The organism is Streptomyces sp. NPDC038200, assembly GCF_055600785.1.
The window spans coordinates 77,808-94,013 of sequence record NZ_JBVJYH010000013.1 but is presented as its reverse complement, the minus strand read 5'-3'; the positions used below and the strand labels follow the sequence as shown (position 1 = coordinate 94,013).

The 16,206-nt window shown below is 73.6% G+C and carries 14 protein-coding genes; 9 read left to right on the top strand and 5 right to left on the bottom strand.

The window, feature by feature from the left end; all coding sequences use genetic code 11:
• Positions 1–241: 241 nt before the first annotated feature.
• Positions 242–1,645 (bottom strand): MFS transporter, encoded by a 1,404-nt coding sequence (locus ACZ7KF_RS25340; RefSeq protein WP_471079281.1) that lies wholly within the window; start codon positions 1,643–1,645, stop codon positions 242–244.
• 100 nt (positions 1,646–1,745) lie between these two features.
• Here ACZ7KF_RS25340 and ACZ7KF_RS25335 point away from each other — a divergent pair, with 100 nt between their 5' ends.
• From ACZ7KF_RS25335 to ACZ7KF_RS25310, 6 genes are all read left to right on the top strand, one after another.
• Complete coding sequence (locus ACZ7KF_RS25335; RefSeq protein ID WP_471079278.1) at positions 1,746–2,663, top strand: LysR family transcriptional regulator; 918 nt, start codon at positions 1,746–1,748, stop codon at positions 2,661–2,663.
• A 349-nt stretch (positions 2,664–3,012) separates the two neighbouring features.
• Positions 3,013–4,533: an aldehyde dehydrogenase family protein gene (locus tag ACZ7KF_RS25330; RefSeq protein WP_471079275.1), complete on the top strand. Its 1,521-nt coding sequence runs from the start codon at positions 3,013–3,015 to the stop codon at positions 4,531–4,533.
• A 74-nt stretch (positions 4,534–4,607) separates the two neighbouring features.
• The gene (locus tag ACZ7KF_RS25325; protein ID WP_471079272.1) at positions 4,608–6,140 is read left to right on the top strand and encodes a GMC family oxidoreductase; all 1,533 of its coding nucleotides are present in this window, start codon (positions 4,608–4,610) and stop codon (positions 6,138–6,140) included.
• Positions 6,137–7,465 carry a quaternary amine ABC transporter ATP-binding protein gene (locus tag ACZ7KF_RS25320; protein WP_471079269.1) on the top strand — a complete coding sequence of 443 codons (1,329 nt, stop codon included), beginning with the start codon at positions 6,137–6,139 and terminating at the stop codon, positions 7,463–7,465. The genes ACZ7KF_RS25325 and ACZ7KF_RS25320 overlap by 4 nt, the downstream gene beginning before the upstream one ends.
• Positions 7,465–9,411, top strand: coding sequence for an ABC transporter permease (locus tag ACZ7KF_RS25315; RefSeq protein ID WP_471079265.1), 1,947 nt, complete (start codon positions 7,465–7,467; stop codon positions 9,409–9,411). The genes ACZ7KF_RS25320 and ACZ7KF_RS25315 overlap by 1 nt, the downstream gene beginning before the upstream one ends.
• Position 9,412: 1 nt before the next feature.
• Positions 9,413–10,372, top strand: coding sequence for an ABC transporter substrate-binding protein (locus ACZ7KF_RS25310; RefSeq protein WP_471079262.1), 960 nt, complete (start codon positions 9,413–9,415; stop codon positions 10,370–10,372).
• 6 nt (positions 10,373–10,378) lie between these two features.
• Here ACZ7KF_RS25310 and ACZ7KF_RS25305 read toward each other — a convergent pair whose 3' ends face one another.
• The 3 genes from ACZ7KF_RS25305 to ACZ7KF_RS25295 are packed head-to-tail and all read right to left on the bottom strand — an operon-like array spanning position 10,379 to position 12,038.
• On the bottom strand, positions 10,379–11,101 hold the full coding sequence (locus tag ACZ7KF_RS25305) for an isocitrate lyase/PEP mutase family protein (RefSeq protein ID WP_471079259.1): 723 nt from the start codon (positions 11,099–11,101) through the stop codon (positions 10,379–10,381).
• On the bottom strand, positions 11,098–11,541 hold the full coding sequence (locus tag ACZ7KF_RS25300) for a carboxymuconolactone decarboxylase family protein (protein WP_471079256.1): 444 nt from the start codon (positions 11,539–11,541) through the stop codon (positions 11,098–11,100). Before ACZ7KF_RS25300 ends, ACZ7KF_RS25305 begins: the two co-directional genes overlap by 4 nt.
• Entirely contained in the window at positions 11,538–12,038 is a 501-nt protein-coding gene (locus tag ACZ7KF_RS25295; protein ID WP_471079253.1) for a carboxymuconolactone decarboxylase family protein, read from the bottom strand. Before ACZ7KF_RS25295 ends, ACZ7KF_RS25300 begins: the two co-directional genes overlap by 4 nt.
• A gap of 46 nt (positions 12,039–12,084) precedes the next feature.
• On the opposite strand from ACZ7KF_RS25295, the gene pdxR reads away from it, so the two are divergent.
• Entirely contained in the window at positions 12,085–13,485 is a 1,401-nt protein-coding gene (pdxR, locus tag ACZ7KF_RS25290; RefSeq protein ID WP_471079250.1) for a MocR-like pyridoxine biosynthesis transcription factor PdxR, read from the top strand.
• A gap of 73 nt (positions 13,486–13,558) precedes the next feature.
• On the opposite strand, the gene ACZ7KF_RS25285 is transcribed toward pdxR, so the two are convergent.
• On the bottom strand, positions 13,559–14,419 hold the full coding sequence (locus ACZ7KF_RS25285; protein ID WP_471079636.1) for a DMT family protein: 861 nt from the start codon (positions 14,417–14,419) through the stop codon (positions 13,559–13,561).
• A gap of 118 nt (positions 14,420–14,537) precedes the next feature.
• Here ACZ7KF_RS25285 and ACZ7KF_RS25280 point away from each other — a divergent pair, with 118 nt between their 5' ends.
• Positions 14,538–14,951: a hypothetical protein gene (locus ACZ7KF_RS25280; protein ID WP_471079247.1), complete on the top strand. Its 414-nt coding sequence runs from the start codon at positions 14,538–14,540 to the stop codon at positions 14,949–14,951.
• A gap of 13 nt (positions 14,952–14,964) precedes the next feature.
• Complete coding sequence (locus tag ACZ7KF_RS25275; RefSeq protein ID WP_471079245.1) at positions 14,965–16,149, top strand: glutathionylspermidine synthase family protein; 1,185 nt, start codon at positions 14,965–14,967, stop codon at positions 16,147–16,149.
• Positions 16,150–16,206: the final 57 nt, after the last annotated feature.

Below are 16,206 nucleotides of genomic sequence, written 5' to 3'. Positions count from 1 at the left end.
GCGTTGGTGGTCCAAGGAAAGACGCCCCGCTTCCTGCGGGGAGATGCAGGTGCAAGGCCTGCCCGGCGCTCCACGAGAAGTCCCCTCCCGCTGCACGCGGGAGGGGACTTCGGCGTTGTGCCGGACGAACGCCCGCGGCGGACCCACGTCGCTCAGCACACAGGTCGGGATACGCGGCACGGCGGGTCCTCTCGGGTCGGACTTCGCATCCCGCGTCACCGGGCGGGGCCCGCCGGCGCGTTCAGGCCACCGGCTCCCCGACCGGCTCCGGCGCGCGCCGCGCCGTCGGCGGGGCGGAGCGGCCGGAGCCGCGATAGCCCGTCACCACCGCCGCCGTCGCCAGCAGCACCGTCACCCCCACCACCCGCAGCGCCGGCCCCATGCCGCCGGCGAAATCGGCGTGCCCCGCCAGGGTCGTGCCGGCGACGGCCACACCGAGGGCCGCGCCGATCTCCCGGGCCGAGGTGCCGAGGCCGGAGCCGAGGCCCGCCTGGTGCGGAGGCAGGGACGTGACGACACCGAGGGTGAGCGCCGGCATGGCCAGGCCGGCCCCCGCCGAGATCACCAGCAGCCAGCACGCGTACAGCGCGTAGGGCGTGTGCGCGTCCGCCGTGGACGCGGCCAGCAGGCCCAGGCCGATCAGCGCGAGCCCCGTGCCGACGACCGGACGCGGATGCGCCGACCAGCGGGCCGCGAACCTGGGGAACAGGGCCATGCCGACGATCAGCGGCACGATCGCCACCCCCGTCACGGCCGGCGCGAACCCCTTGACCTCCTGCAGATACTGCGAATTGACGAAGAACAGCGCGAACAGGCCGAAGAAGCCGGTCGCCAGGCCCAGCGTGGTGGAGCGCAGCCCGCGGGAGGCGAAGACGCGCGGGTCCAGCAGCGGGGCGCGGGAGCGCAGGGCGTGCACGGTGAAGACCGCCACCAGCAGGGCGCCGGCCCCGAACGAGGTGAGGATGCGCGGCGAGGTCCAGCCGTGGTCCGGGCCCTCGATGATGCCGAACAGCACGGCGACCAGGCCCGCGGTGAGCAGCAGGGTGCCGACCGGGTCCGGGCTGCCCTGCGCGGAGCGGGCCGTGCGCGGGGTGGTCACCGCCACCACGACGGCGAGGACGGCCGCCAGCGGCACCATCGCGGCGAACAGCGCCCGCCAGGACAGGAACTGGCCGACCAGACCGCCGCCCAGATTGCCCGCCATACCGCCCAGCCCGATGGCCAGTGTCCAGGACGCCATCGCCTGGGCGCGGCGCTCGGGGCCGGCCAGCTGCACCAGGATCGACATCGTGGCCGGAGTGATCAGCGCGGCTCCGGCGCCGGACACCCCCCGGCCCGCGATCAGCAGCGCCGGGCCGGGGGCGAGCGCGCTGGTCGCGGCGCCGGCGGCGAACACGGCGAGACCGGTGAGCAGGGCGCCCTTGCGGCCGTACCGGTCGCCGAGCGCGCCGGCCGGGATCAGCAGGCCGGCGAAGGTGATGACGTAGGCGTCGACCGTCCACAGGACCTGGGTGTGCGAGGGGTGCAGAGCGGACGAACCCAGTTGCGGTATCAGCAGGTTGATGGCGGCGACCATGCTCTGCGCGACCAGGACGCAGGCGCACAACGCGAGCAGGGTGGGGCGTTTCAGGGCGTGCGAGGGCACGGCTCCTCCCGGGAGCTGGTGGGTGGTGTGGGATGCCCTCTCACCGTAGGCTCGGCACCGATCTGCCTTCCAGTGCAACCTTTGCAAGGGATACCTGCGCATGACGCAATCCACCGGGCTGGACCTGAACCTGCTGGTCGCGCTGGACGTCCTGCTGGAGGAGCAGAGTGTGCAGGGCGCCGCCCGCCGGCTGCATCTGTCCGAGCCGGCGATGAGCCGCACCCTCGGCCGGATCCGCAAGGCGCTCGGCGACCCGGTGCTGGTCCGGGCGGGCCGCCGGATGGTGCCCACACCCCGTGCGCTGGCCCTGCGCGCCGAGGTGAGCGCGGTGGTGGAGCGCGCCCGGGCACTGTTCGCGCCGGGCCAGGACGCCGACCTGCGCACGGTGACCCGCACCCTCACGATCCTCGGCCACGACGCGATCGCGGCCACCCACGGCGCCACCCTCTTCGCCCGCGCCGCCCGCGAGGCCCCCGGCATCCGCCTGCGCTTCCTGAGCGAGAGCCACGTGGACGCCCCGCTCCTGCGCCAGGGCACCGCCGACCTGGAGATCGGCGTGATCGACTCGGCCGCGCCCGAGGTGCATGTGGAGCCGGTGTACGAGGACCGCTTGCTGGGCGTCGTACGGGCCGGACATCCCCTCCTGCGGGGCGAGCTGACGCCGGAGCGGTTCGCCGGGGAGGCGGGCCACCTCATCGTCTCCCGGCGCGGCAGGCAGTACGGGCCCATCGACGACGCCCTCGCCGAACTCGGCCTGGAGCGACGGGTGGTGGGCACCGTCGGCACCTATCCGGCCTCGCTGTTCGTACTGCGCGAGACCGACCTGGTCGGGCTGGTCGGCAAGTGGGGGCGCCCGCTGGCCGACACGCTCGGCCTGGTCGCCTTCGAGATCCCGCTCCGGCTGCCCACCGTGAAGCTGGGGTTCGCCTGGCACCCGCGCCACGACGCCGACCCGGCACACGCCTGGCTGCGCGGCTGCGTTCGGGAGCTGATGCTCCAGGAGGCGGGCACCGGCTGACCACCGCCGGCCGCGGCGAGCGGGCCCCGAGGACGTGGTCCCGGGCCTCGTGCGGCGGCTCCCGGGCGCTCGGGCCGTGACCGGGAGGGCCCGGGAAAGGGGGGGAGGCGGCGCGGGCCGGAACGCTTGCCGCCGCACAGGCCGCCGATCCCGCGGCCATCGCACTACCTCCCCACCCCCGTCTCCACCCCACTTTTGTCCCTTTTCGACCGCATTTTCAGTGACGCGGCGCACTTTCGGCCATCGATTGCGCATGCGATGCGGGGCCCGGGGCAGGCGATGCCGGTCCCCGAGCGTGACACCCATGTGACACAGGGGAACGGAACAGGAACGGAAGGCAATACCGATCATGGCGGACAGAACGGAACGACAGGCCCGGGCGACCATCCACGCCGGCGGCGAGTGGCTGACGGCGCTCTCCGGCGCGACCCGGGAGATCCTCGACCCCGCGGACGCCCGGCCGTTCGCCGTGGTCGCCGAGGGCGACGAGAAGGACGCCGAGCGCGCGGTGACCGCCGCCCGGCACGCCTTCGACCACGGCCCCTGGCCGCGCACCCCGGTCGCCGAACGCGCCGCCCTGCTGCGCCGCGTCGCCGACCTCCTCCTGCGCGACCGCGAGACGCTCGGCCTGCTGGAGAGCCGGGACGCGGGCAAGACCGTCGAGGAGGGCCGCGTCGACATCGACTGTGTCGCCGACGCCTTCCGCTACTTCGCCGACCTGGTCGCCGCCGAGGCCCCGGGCCGGGTGGTCGACGCGGGCTCGCCCGACATCCACAGCGTGGTCGTCCACGAGCCGGTCGGCGTCTGCGCGCTGATCACCCCCTGGAACTACCCCCTCCTCCAGGCCAGCTGGAAGATCGCCCCGGCGCTCGCCGCCGGCAACACCTTCGTGATCAAACCCAGCGAGATCACCCCGCTGACCACCGTCGCCCTGATCGAGCTGCTGACCGAGGCCGGCCTGCCCGCGGGCGTCGCCAACCTCGTCACCGGCCCCGGCCACACGGTCGGCGCCCGGCTCGCCGAGCACCCCGACGTCGACCTGGTCTCCTTCACCGGCGGCCTGGCCAGCGGCACCAAGGTCGCCCAGGCCGCCGCGCCCACCGTCAAGAAGGTCGCCCTCGAACTCGGCGGCAAGAACCCCAACGTCGTCTTCGCCGACGCCTGCGCCACCGAGGAGGGCTTCGACACCGCCGTGGACCAGGCCCTCAACGCGGCCTTCATCCACAGCGGTCAGGTCTGCTCGGCCGGATCCCGCCTCATCGTCGAGGAATCCGTGCGGGACCGCTTCGTCACCGAACTCGCCCGCCGGGCCCAGCGGATCCGCCTCGGCCGCGGCACCGAGGACGGCGTCGAGTGCGGCCCTCTCGTCTCCGAACAGCAGCGCGCCAAGGTCGAGGCGTACGTCGCGTCCGCGCTGGCGGAGGGCGCGGTGCTGCGCTGCGGCGGCAAGCGGCCCGAGCCCGCCGGGACCCGCCCGGAGTCCGGCTGGTTCTACGAGCCGACCGTGCTCGACGCCTGCCACCGCGAGATGAAGGTCGTCCGGGAGGAGGTCTTCGGCCCGGTCCTCACCGTCGAGACCTTCCGCACCGAGGAGGAGGCCGTCCTCCTCGCCAACGACACCGAGTACGGCCTCGCCGGCGCCGTCTGGAGCGCGGACACCGCGAGGGCCCGCAGGGTCGCGGCCCGGCTGCGCCACGGCACCGTCTGGATCAACGACTTCCACCCCTACCTGCCGCAGGCGGAGTGGGGCGGCTTCGGCAGGAGCGGCACCGGCCGCGAGCTGGGTCCCGCCGGACTGGCCGAGTACCGCGAGACCAAGCACGTCTACGAGAACCTCGCGCCGCGCCCGGTGCGCTGGTTCGCCGGCTGAGCCCCCACAAGCCCCGCCGGCGAACCAGCTGACGCACCCCGTACGTCCTCCCACCCCACAGGAGTAACCACCCGATGCCCGACCACACCCAGGAATTCGACTATGTCGTCATCGGCGGCGGCACCGCGGGCTCCGTCATCGCCTCCCGCCTCACCGAGAACCCCGACGTGACCGTCGCCGTCATCGAGGGCGGCCCGAGCGACGTCGGCCGCGACGACGTCCTCACCCTGCGTCGCTGGATGGGCCTGCTCGGCGGCGAACTCGACTACGACTACCCGACGGTGGAGCAGCCCCGCGGCAACTCCCACATCCGGCACAGCCGCGCCCGCGTCCTCGGCGGCTGCTCCTCCCACAACACCCTCATCTCCTTCAAGCCCCTGCCCTCCGACTGGGACGAGTGGGAGGCCAACGGTGCCAAGGGGTGGGGCGCCGTCCCCATGGAGGCGTACTTCGCCCGCCTGAAGAACAACATCGTCTCCGTCGACGAGAAGGACCGGAACGCCATCGCCCGCGACTTCGTCGACGCGGCCCGGTCGGCGCTCGGCGTGCCCCGGGTCGAGGGCTTCAACAAGAAACCGTTCACCGAGGGCGTCGGCTTCTTCGACCTCGCCTACCACCCCGAGAACAACAAGCGCTCCTCCGCCTCCGTGGCCTACCTGCACCCGGTGATGGACGAGCGGGCCAACCTCCGTGTCTTCCTGGAGACCTGGGCGTACAAGCTGGAGCTGGACGGCACCCGCGCCGACGGCGTCCACGTGCGCACCAAGGACGGCGAGGAACTGCTGATCCGGGCCCGCCGCGAGGTCGTCCTGTGCGCCGGCGCCGTCGACTCCCCGCGCCTGCTGCTCCACTCGGGCATCGGTCCCCGCGAGGACCTCGAAGCCCTCGGCATCCCGGTCGTCCATGATCTGCCGGGCGTCGGCGAGAACCTGCTCGACCACCCCGAGTCGGTCATCGTCTGGGAGACCCACGGCCCGATCCCGGAGAACTCCGCGATGGACTCCGACGCCGGCCTGTTCGTCCGCCGCGACCCCGGACACGCGGGCCCGGACCTGATGTTCCACTTCTACCAGATCCCCTTCACGGACAACCCGGAGCGCCTCGGCTACGAACGCCCGGCGTACGGCGTCTCGATGACCCCCAACATCCCCAAGCCGAAGAGCCGCGGCCGTCTCTACCTGACCAGCGCCGACCCGTCCGTGAAGCCCGCCCTCGACTTCCGCTACTTCACCGACGAGGAGGACTACGACGCGCGCACCCTGGTCGACGGCATCCGCATCGCCCGCGAGATCGCGAAGAGCGAACCGCTGGCCGGCTGGCTCAAGCGCGAGGTGTGCCCGGGTCCGGAGATCCTCGGCGACGCCGAGCTGAGCGAGTACGCCCGCAAGGTCGCGCACACCGTCTACCACCCGGCCGGCACCTGCAAGATGGGCGCCGCCGACGACGAACTCGCCGTGGTCGACCCGGAGCTGCGCGTCCGCGGTCTGTCCGGCATACGTATCGCCGACGCGTCCGTCTTCCCCACCATGACCGCCGTGAACCCGATGATCGGAGTCCTCATGGTCGGGGAGAAGGCCGTCGACCTGATCGGAGGCGATCTGCGATGACTCTCACCGTCCCCACCCGCAAGCCCCCCACCACGACCGAGTCCGTCTTCTCGGTGTCCGGCCTGTGGAAGGTCTTCGGCCCGAAGCCGGAGCGGATCCCCGCCGACCCCGAACTCAGTGCGCTGGATCCCGCCGGCCTCCGCGCCCGCACCGGATGCACGGCGGCCGTCCGGGACGTCTCCTTCGACGTCCGCAAGGGCGAGGTCTTCGTCGTCATGGGCCTCTCCGGTTCCGGCAAGTCCACCCTCGTACGCTGTCTGACCCGTCTCATCGAACCGACGGCGGGCACGATCGCCATCGACGGCGAGGACGTCCGCGCCATGGACCGGTCCCGCCTGCGCGAACTGCGGCGGCACCGGGCCGCCATGGTCTTCCAGCACTTCGGGCTGCTCCCGCACCGCACGGTCCTCGACAACGTCGCCTACGGCCTGGAGATCCAGGGCGTCGGCAGGTCCGAACGACGCGAGCGCGCCGCCGAGTTCGTCGCCAAGGTCGGCCTGGAAGGCATGGAGAAGCGCCGCCCCGGCCAGCTCTCCGGCGGCCAGCGCCAGCGGGTCGGCCTGGCCCGCGCCCTCGCCGTGGACCCCGAGGTCCTCCTCTTCGACGAGCCGTTCAGCGCCCTGGACCCGCTCATCCGCCGGGACATGCAGGACGAGGTGACCCGCCTGCACCGGGAGGAGGGCCGCACGATGGTCTTCATCACCCACGACCTGAGCGAGGCCCTGAAACTCGGCGACCGCATCGCCCTGATGCGCGACGGCCGCGTGGTCCAGCTGGGCACACCGGAGGAGATCGTCGGTTCCCCGGCCGACGACTACGTCCGCGAGTTCGTCCGGGACGTCCCGCGCGAGCAGGTGCTGACCTGCCGTACGGCCATGCGCCCCGCCTCCGCGGAGGAGACGGGCAGCGGACCGGCGGTCCGTCCGGACGCCACGGTCGCGGAGGCGATCGAGGCGGTGGCCCGGGCCGGCGAACCGGCCCGGGTGATGGACGCGGGCCGCTGCCTGGGAGTGGTCGACCAGGAACGCCTGCTGGGCGTCGTCGCGGGCGTGGTCGCCGGCATCGAGGGCGGCGCCGCCACGGCCGAGGCCACCGCCGTACCCGCCGTGACCCCGGACAGCCGCACCGCCGGAATCTCACCCGCCACCGGGAAGGCGGCCCCCGCCTCCGGGAAGGCAGTCCCCGCCTCCGGGAAGGCGGCCCCCGCCTCCGGGAAGGCAGTCCCCGCCTCCGGGAAGGCGGCCTCCGCCTCCGGGAAGGCGGCACCGGACCGGCGCGGACCAGCGACCCCGCCCGGCCCCCGCACGAGCCCGGAGGCCGTCTGATGGCAACCCTCAGTCTCCCGACCTCCGGTACCGCCAAGCCCCGCGTCCTGCGCAGCCGGGCCGCCGGTAAGCTCCTGCTGCTCGCCCTCGTCGCCGCGGTCCTGGCCCCCTGGGCCGCCACCCGCTGGCCCGGCGCCACCTGGCCCCACGCCCTGACCGTGAGCCTCGACAAGCCCCTCACCACGGCCAGCGACTGGGTCATCGACAACCGGGACAGCCACCCCCTGTTCCTCTACTTCCTCGGCCACGTCAGCAACGCGGTCGTGCTCGCCGTACGCGCCGTCTACCTCACCCTGCTCGCCGCGGGCTGGGCCGGCGTCACGGCCTTCGGCGCCCTGCTCGCCTGGCGCGTCGCAGGCCCCCGCCTGGCCGCCGGCACGGCAGTCGCCTTCCTCACCTGCGGCGCCCTCGGCATGTGGATCCCCACCATGCAGACCCTCGCCCTGATGGTCGTGGCGGTCCTCGCCTCCGTGCTCGTCGGCGTGCTCCTCGGTCTCGCCGCCGGACTCTCCGACCGCCTCGACCGCGCCCTGCGCCCGGTCCTGGACACCATGCAGGTGCTCCCGGCCTTCGCCTACCTCCTCCCCGTCGTCCTGGTCTTCGGCATCGGCGTCCCCGCCGCCGTCCTCGCCACCGTCGTGTACGCCGCCCCGCCGATGGCCCGCCTCACCGCGCTCGGCCTGCGTGGTGCCGACCCCGAAGTCCTGGAGGCCGTGGAGTCGCTCGGCGCCACCCGCCGCCAGCGGCTGCTGACCGCCCGTATCCCGCTGGCCCGCAAGGAACTCCTCCTCGGCCTCAACCAGACGATCATGATGGCGCTGTCCATGGCCGTCATCGCCGCGGTCATCGGCGCCGGCGGCCTCGGCGACCGCGTCTACCAGGCCCTCGCCTCGGTCGACGTCGGCGCCGCCCTCGCGGCCGGCATCCCGCTCGTCCTGCTCGCGGTGGTCCTGGACCGCGTCACCGCGGCGGCCGGGAACGGCACCCCGGCCGCCGACCGCCCCGGCACGATCGGCTGGCCGTACGCCCTGGCCGTCACCGTGGCCGCCGCCCTCGCCACCCGCCTCCTCGGCGCCCTCGACTGGCCCGCCGGCTGGGTCCTGGGCATCGCCGAACCGGTCGACCGCGCCGTCGACTGGATGGTCGCCCACCTCTACTCGGGCATCCCGGTCGTCGGCGGCACCGCCGACTGGGCGGGCCACTTCACCACCTGGATCCTGGACCCCCTCCGGGACGGCCTGCAGTGGCTGCCCTGGTGGTCATTGCTGCTCGTCGTCGCCGCCCTGGCCTGGCTGATCGGCACCTGGCGCACCGCACTGACCGCCGTCCTCGCCATGGCCGCGATCGGCGTGCTCGGCGTGTGGGAGCCGTCGCTGGACACCCTCTCCCAGGTGCTGGCCGCCGTCGCCGTCACCCTCGTCCTGGGCTTCGCGACCGGCATCGCCGCGGCCCGCAGCGACCGTGTCGAACGCGCGCTGCGCCCCGTCCTGGACGTCTTCCAGACCATGCCGCAGTTCGTGTACCTGATCCCGGTCGTCGCGCTGTTCGGCGTCGGCCGCGCACCCGCCGTCGCGGCGGCCGTCGTCTACGCGCTCCCGGCCGTCGTCCGGATCACCGCGCAGGGCCTGCGCCAGGTCGACCCGGCCGCGCTGGAGTCCGCGCGCTCGCTCGGCGCGACCGGCCGCCAGCAGCTGTGGCAGGTGCAGCTCCCGCTCGCCCGGCGGTCGTTGCTGCTCGCCGTCAACCAGGGCGTGGTGCTGGTGCTGGCCGTGGTCATCATCGGCGGTCTGGTCGGCGGCGGCGCCCTCGGCTACGACGTCGCCTTCGGCCTCGCCCAGGGCGACCTGGCGACCGGCCTGGTGGCCGGTGCCGCCATCGTCTGCCTGGGACTGATGCTCGACCGGGTGACCCAGCCCACCGAACGCCGCGCGCGGAAGGGAGCGTGACATGCGATTCCGTACGACCCTCACGGTGGCCGCCGGAGCGTCCGCGCTCGCGCTGCTGACCGGCTGCGGCGCCGCCGACATGACCAAGCAGGCCAGCCCGTTCGCCAACGCCCGGGGCGCGAAGACGGTCACCCTGTCCGTGCAGTCCTGGGTGGGCGCGCAGTCGAACGTGGCCGTCGCCCAGTACATCCTGGACCACAAGCTGGGCTACCGCGTCGACACCGTCCAGGTCGACGAGGTGCCCGCCTGGGACGCGCTCAGCCAGGGCCGGGTCGACGCCCTCCTGGAGGACTGGGGCCACCCGGACCAGGAGAAGCGGTACGTCGAGGACAAGAGGACGATCGCGCACGGCGGCGACCTCGGGGTGACCGGTCACATCGGCTGGTTCGTGCCGACCTACCTGGTCAAGCAGCACCCGGACATCACGGACTGGAAGAACCTGAACAAGTACGCCTCGCTCTTCCGCACCGCGGAGAGCGGCGGCAAGGGCCAGCTGATGGACGGGTCGCCGTCCTACGTCACCAACGACAAGGCGCTGGTGAAGAACCTGAAGCTGGACTTCCAGGTCGTCTTCGCCGGTTCCGAGGCGGCGCAGATCACCCAGATCAAGCAGTTCGCCAAGGAGAAGAAGCCCTTCCTGACGTACTGGTACGCGCCCCAGTGGCTGTTCGAGAAGGTGCCCATGACGGAGGTGAAGCTGCCCCCGTACAAGGAGGGCTGCGACGCGGACGCGGCGAAGGTCGCCTGCTCCTATCCGCACACTCCGCTGCAGAAGTACCTCAACGCCGACTTCGCGCACTCCGGCGGCAGGGCCGCGGCCTTCCTGAAGAAGTTCAGGTGGACGACGGAGGACCAGAACGAGGTCTCCCTGATGATCGCCGAGCAGAAGCTCAGCCCGCAGGAGGCGGCGAAGAGGTGGGTGGACAGCCACCCCGACGTGTGGAAGCGGTGGCTGTCCTGAACGGCCTCAGCCCAGCAGGCCGGCGGCGATCTCCCGCAGCGCGGCGGCGGACCGCCGCTGGAGTCCCGGTCCGAACGTGACCCGAGTGGCCCCGAGCCCGCCGAGCACGGCGGGCTCGGGGCCCTCGCCGTCCAGCCGGGACAGGGCGTTCAGCGGGCCCTGGATCCCGGACCGCAGCAGGGGCAGTAGGTCCGCCGGCGCGAGGATCGGGTACACGCAGTCCGCGCCCGCGGCCACGTACAGCGCGGCCCGCTCGATGACCCGTTCGGGATTCCCGTCGCCGTGGACGAAGACGTCGACACGGGCGTTGACGAACAACCGGTCGGCGGCGGCGCCCCGCACCTCGGCGAGGTACTCGGCGTGCTCGCGCGGGTCCTTGAGGGCACCCCCGGCGGAGTCCTCCAGGTTGCAGCCGACGACGCCCGCCTCCAGCAGCCGCTCCACCAGTTCCTTCGGCGCGAGCCCGTACCCGCCCTCGACGTCCGCCGACACCGGCACGTCCACCGCCCGCGCGATCCGGGCGACCGCGGCGAACATCTCGTCGGCCGGGGTCGCGCCGTCCGCGTAGCCGAGGGACGCGGCGACGCCCGCGCTCGGCGTGGCCAGCGCCGGGAAACCGGCGGCCTCGAACACCCGCGCGCTCGCCGCGTCCCAGGGTCCGGGCAGGACCAGCGGGTCGCCCTGGGCGCGCTTTCGGTGCAGGGCGCGGAACTCGTCCACCTTGCTCACGGCTGGTAACCCCCCGGTGCGACGCGACGGCTGACCATCAGGCGGTTCCAGCCGTTGATGACGGTGATCAGGCCGACGAGATGCGCGAGTTCGGCCTCGGTGAAGTGCTCGGCGACCCGTTCGTACACCGCGTCGGGCACGAAGCCCGCCGTGAGGACCGTGACCGCCTCGGTCAGCGCCAGCGCGGCCCGCTCCCGCTCGCTGTAGAGGTCCTCGGTCTCCTCCCAGGCGTCGAGGAGCCGGACCCGGTCCTCCGACTCCCCGTTCCCCCGGGCGACCCGGAGGTGCATGTCGAGGCAGAACGCGCAGTGGTTGATCTGCGAGGCGCGGATCATGACCAGCTCGGCCAGGACCGGATCGCCGAACCCCTTCTTCGCCGCCGCGCTCAGCGCGGACATCGCCCGCCCGACCTGCGGGTCCAGCAGCGGGGTACGCCTCACTTGTGCTGCCCCGGCTGGTAGTGGCCCGGCGTCATCCGGGTCGTCACCCCGAACCGGTTCCAGGCGTTGATCACCGTGATCGCGGCGATCAGCTGGGCCAGCTCGGCCTCCTCGAAGTGCTCGGCGGCCCGCTGGTACACCTCGTCCGGGACGAAGCCCTCCGTCAGCACGGTGATCGCCTCGGTCAGCTCGATCGCCGCCAGCTCCTTGCCGGTGTAGAAGTGCCGGGACTCCTGCCACGCGCTGAGCTGCACGATCCGCTCGACGCTCTCGCCGGCCGCGAGGGCGTCCTTGCTGTGCATGTCGAGGCAGAACGCGCAGTGGTTGATCTGCGAGGCGCGGATCTTCACCAGCTCGTACAGCTTCGGGTCCAGCCCCCGCCGGGCGGCGGTGTCCAGGCGGATCATCGCCTTGTAGACCTCGGGGGCGTGCTCGGCCCAGTGCAGGCGCGGGGCTTCCTCGGCGGCGTATGCGACGGTTTCCTGTGCAGTGCTCATGCCTCGACCCTAGGAGCGAGGCAGCCCAGGAGTATGGTCCATTTCCATGGCGAGTTCCTGGGCCACTTTGGGCGTCGACCTGCACCTCGAACCGAGCGGCTCCAGCGGCCTGCGCCGGGGCCTGACCGACGCCCTGCGCGACGCGGTCCGCTCCGGCCGACTCGCCCCCGGCACCCGGCTGCCGTCCTCGCGCTCCCTCGCCGGCGATCTCGGCATCGCCCGCAACACCGTCGCCGAGGCCTACGCCGACCTGGTGGCGGAGGGCTGGCTCACCGCCCGGCAGGGCTCCGGCACCCGGGTGGCGACCGGCGCGCCCACCGGCACCCCGCCGCCCGCCGGCACCGCCCCGGCACCCCGCCGCACCCCCGCCCGTCCGGCCTACGACCTCGTCCCTGGCACCCCCGACCTCACGGCCTTCCCGCGCACCGAATGGCTCAAGGCCGCCCGCCGCGCCCTGGCCACGGCCCCCTTCGACGCCCTCGGCTACGGCGACCCGCGGGGCCGCCCCGAACTGCGCACCGCCCTCGCCGGCTACCTCGCCCGCGCCCGGGGCGTCCGCGCCGATCCGGACAGGGTCGTGATCACCGCGGGCTTCTCGCACGCCCTGGGCATCCTCGGCCGGGTGCTGCGGGCCCGCGGGGTGCGGACGGTGGCGGTGGAGTCGTACGGGCTGGACGTCCACTGGGCGCTGCTGCGGGCCGCGGGCTGCGCCACGCCCGCCCTGCCCTACGACGGACTCGGCACCGACCCCGGTGCGTTGGGCGAGGCGGGCGCGGTGCTGCTGACGCCCGCCCACCAGTTCCCCATGGGCACCCCCCTGCACCCCGACCGGCGGGCCACCGTCGTCGACTGGGCGCGGCGCACCGGCGGACTGGTCCTGGAGGACGACTACGACGGCGAGTTCCGCTACGACCGCCAGCCGATCGGCGCGCTGCAGGGCCTGGACCCCGACCACGTCGTCTACCTGGGCACCGCCAGCAAGTCCCTCGCCCCCGGGCTGCGGCTGGGCTGGATGGTGCTGCCGCAGCCGCTGGTGGCGGAGGTGGCCGCCGCCAAGGGCCGTATCGACACCGTCGGGGCGCTGGAGCAGCTGACGCTGGCGGAGTTCCTCACCTCCGGGGCGTACGACCGGCATGTCCGCTCCGCCCGGCTGCGCTACCGGCGCCGCCGTGACGCCCTCGCCGCCGCCGTGACCGAACGCGCGCCCGGGGTCCGGGTCACCGGAATCGCCGCCGGACTGCACGCGATGCTGCGGCTGCCGCCCGGCACGGAGCAGTCGGTGGTCCAGGCCGCCGCCTGGCAGGGCCTGGCCCTGCACGGCCTGGCCTACCACCGGCACCCGCAGGCCGTCACCGAACCCCTGGACGCCCTGGTCGTCGGCTACGGCACACCGCCGGACAGCGCCTGGGCGGGAGCGCTCGAGGCGCTGTGCCGGGTGCTGCCCTGACGACGGCTCGGCACGTCTGCCCCGGTGCGCGCCTCGGCACCGGCGCACCGACCTCGGCGCACCGGGCGGGCCGTCACCCCTCCTCGACCACCGGTGCCTCGACCGCCGGCGTCTCGTCGGCCGGCGCCTCCCCGAACCGCGCCAGCGCCAGCGCTCCCGCCACCGCCACCGCGAACCCCAGGGCCGCCAGCCACTCCACGCCCTCGCGTGTCCGGTCGCCCAGCCAGACGACGCCCACGGCCGCCGGGCCCAGGGTCTCGCCGATCACCAGGCCGGCCGTGGCCGTCGTCACCGAGCCCCGCTGGAGGGCCGAGGTGAGCAGCAGGAACGCGGCGCCGCCGCCCAGCAGCAGGGCGTACGTCGCCGGGTTGGCCAGCAGATCCGCCGGCCGCAGCGAGTCGATCAGCCGTACCGCCACCTCCACCACCCCGAACCCCAGGCCGGCGCCGAGCCCCAGCAGCAGCGCCCGGGCCCGGCCGGACAGGCGCCCGCCGACCGCGCCGAGCAGCAGCACGCCCACCGCCGCGGCCACCATCGCGTACCTCAGCCAGTCCGGCCCGCTGCGGTCGCCCTCGGCGCCCGAGGCCAGCCCCAGCATGCCCAGCCCGGCGCACACCACCCCCACGGCGCCCCACTCCAGGCCGCTCAGCCGGACCCGCAGCAGCCGCGCCGCCACCACGGCCGTCACCGCGAGGCTCGCCGCGAGCGCCGCGCCCACCGCGTAGATCGGCACGGACCGCAGCGCCGCGATCTGCAGCAGGAAGCCCAGCCCGTCCAGCGCCAGACCGGCGAGGTAGCGCCACTGCCGCAGCGCGCGCAGCAGCAGCGCCGCGTCCCCGCCGGGCCCCTCCTCGGCACCCGCGGCCCGTGCGGCCACCGCCTGAAGGACCGTCGCCGTACCGAAGCAGACCGCGGCGCCGAGGGCGCACACCATTCCAAAAAGCACGAAGCGACTCTAGGGGAGCGGGAGATCGCGGGGGTCGCCGGGCGGAGATCCACACCGGTCTCTAGGCTGACCGCCGAACATCACATCCGACGGGGGAGACACCACCATGGCGGACACACGCCGACAGCTCCGTTCCGGCACGGTCGTCCTCGGCGGCATGGGCCTGCTGGCCGCCGCGCTCACCGCCTGCTCGTCCGAACCGGACAAGCGCTGCGTCGACCGCGACAGCTACGACCTCACCAAGGGCTACAAGGTCGTCTCCGACAAGGACTGCAAGACCTCCACCGCGTCGGTGCGGACGGGCGTCACGAAGACCGGCAAGAAGAAGACCGTCAAGAAGAAGACCGACGCCGCCTGGTACTACGAGGGCGAGGAGGAGGACGGCTGGGTCGACGGCGGTTCCTTCACCAAGCCCGGCGGCGGCTCGGGCGGCTCCTCCTACGACGACGACAACGGCGGAAGCCACAGCGGGGTCCACCGCGGCGGCTTCGGCGGCGGCAAGGGCAGCTCCGGCGGCTGACCGGAGGACACCCATGGAACGCCGTACCGTCACCCCCCGCCCCGGCTGGCAGCAGACCGTCGAGGAGCAGGGGCTCGTCTACCCGCTCACCCGCCACCCCGACGGCTCCCTGCGCCCCTACTGGGACGAGAGCGCCTGCTACGTCTTCTCCCTGGACGAGGTGGAGGCGCTGGAGGAGACCGTCGAGGAGCTGCACCGCATGTGCCTCGCGGCGGCCGGCCACATCGTGGCCGAGGACCGGTTCGCCGACCTCGGCATCACCGACCCGCGGGTGGCCGCCGCGGTCGCCGAGTCCTGGCGCCGCCGTGCCGAACTCCCCTCCGTGTACGGCCGTTTCGACCTCCGCTACGACGGCACGGGGCCGGCGAAGATGCTGGAGTACAACGCCGACACCCCCACCTCGCTGGTGGAGGCCGCGTCCCCGCAGTGGTTCTGGATGGAGGATCGTTTCCCCGGCGCCGACCAGTGGAACTCCCTGCACGAACGCCTGGTCGAGGCGTGGCGGTCCCAGGCCGCCCTGCTGCCTCCCGGCAGTCCGCTGCACTTCGCGCACTCCGCCGCCGACGAACTCGGCGAGGACCTGATGACGGTGGCCTATCTGAAGGAGACCGCCGAGCAGGCCGGCCTCGCCACCGGCTGGCTCGCCATGGAGGAGATCGGCTGGGACACCCTCTCCGGCCGCTTCGTCGACAACCAGCTCCGTTTCATCCGCGGCATCTTCAAGCTGTACCCCTGGGAGTGGCTCACCACCGACGCCTTCGGCGGGCACGTCCTGGACACCCTGGACAACGGCGGCGGCACCGGCAGCACCCTGTGGATCGAGCCCGCCTGGAAGATGCTGCTCAGCAACAAGGCGCTGCTGGCGGTCCTCTGGGAGCTGTACCCCGGCCACCCCAACCTCCTGCCCGCCTACCTGGACGGCCCGCGCGAGCTCGCGGAGTCGGCCGGCTACGTCGCCAAGCCCCTGCTCGGCCGCGAGGGCGAGGGCGTCACCGTGCACGAGCCGGGCGCGCCGCCCGTCCTGCGCGAGGAGCCCTGCTGCTACCAGCAACTGGCCCCGCTGCCCGCCTTCGACGGCAACCACGTCGTCCTCGGCGCCTGGGTCGTCCGCGACGAACCGGCGGGCCTGGGCATCCGCGAGTCCACGGGCCTGATCACGGACGAGTACGCCCGCTTCCTGCCGCATGTGATCCTCTAGGGCCACCGGGAGTCCGCCGGCCCCGCGCCCGGCCCCGCGCCCGTGCCGAGGGGTACG